The organism is Flavobacterium suncheonense GH29-5 = DSM 17707 (assembly GCF_000430025.1).
GTDB classification, from domain to species: Bacteria; Bacteroidota; Bacteroidia; order Flavobacteriales; family Flavobacteriaceae; genus Flavobacterium; species Flavobacterium suncheonense.
The window spans coordinates 1-1,201 of record NZ_AUCZ01000052.1 but is presented as its reverse complement, the minus strand read 5'-3'; the positions used below and the strand labels follow the sequence as shown (position 1 = coordinate 1,201).

Here is a 1,201-nt window from a genome sequence, read left to right as displayed (position 1 = left end):
AGCAGACTCAAGAATCTAACGCAATTTTCAAGACAAAAAAATGACTTAAAATTGTGTTATGAAATCAGCTTACAAAAGACTCAATCGTAGCCATAGAATTGAGATTGAAAAACTAATCGCTTTAGGGAAAAATAAAAAGCAAATTGCCTCTACTCTATCGGTACATCCAAGCACTATTTCCAGAGAGCTAAAAAGGGTTAAAAACGGTCCGTACAACTACTCAAAAGCAGAACTGGATTATGTTAACAATCTAATGGATAAAAGGTATGGGAAAACCAAAATTGAGGGCAATCCTAAACTCAAAAATTTTGTATATTCCCATCTTAAATTGCATTGGTCTCCACAACAAATTTCCGATGCCTTAAAACAGTTTTATCCTTTCGATTCAACCATGCAAATATCTCACGAAAGTATCTATTATCACATCTATATTCAACCTAAAAAAGAGGTCGAAAAACTACTCATTTCTCAACTCAGACAAAAAAGAAAATACAGGGGAAATGTACGTCGAGGAACAGACAAAAGAACAACCATTAAAGACCCGATCCGAATTGATGAAAGACCGGAAAATGTACTCACAAGAGAAGTACCAGGACATTGGGAAGGTGACCTAATACTGGGAAAGAACAGAGAATCAGCTATCGGAACGCTAGTGGAAAGAACTACACGTTTTTTGATAATGGTACCTTTAAAAAAACGCGATGCAACATCAGTGAGAAAAGCTTTTGAAAAAGCATTTTCAAACATTCCAAAACATTTAAAATTATCACTGACCTATGACAATGGAACCGAAATGGCGCAGCACAAATTATTCACTAAAAATTCCAAAGTAAAAGTCTATTTTGCTCATCCCTATTCGCCTTGGGAAAGACCAACAAACGAAAACACAAACGGGCTGATCAGAGACTATTTCCCAAAAGGAACCGACTTTAATTTGCTCTCCAAAAAGGACATTGTGAAAGTCCAAAATCAGCTCAACGAAAGACCTAGAAAAACACTCGAATACGAATCTCCTTTGAACGCTATTTCAAGGTTATACATGAACCAAAATTTCATTTAAAAAATGACCAATATTCAAAAAAATAACGTAGTTTTATTCTCGAATTTTGAAACCAAATCTTTCAAAATTTGGTGCAAAAATGCGGGAAATAAAACGGTAAATTTATCAACCAAAAAATTGCGCTAGAAACTTGAAACCGCC

The 1,201-nt window shown here is 35.0% G+C and carries 1 protein-coding gene; it reads left to right on the top strand.

What is annotated here, in order from left to right; all coding sequences use genetic code 11:
- Positions 1 to 58 precede the first annotated feature (58 nt).
- Positions 59 to 1,060: an IS30 family transposase gene (locus G498_RS15005; RefSeq protein ID WP_051269848.1), complete on the top strand. Its 1,002-nt coding sequence runs from the start codon at positions 59 to 61 to the stop codon at positions 1,058 to 1,060.
- Positions 1,061 to 1,201 lie beyond the last annotated feature (141 nt).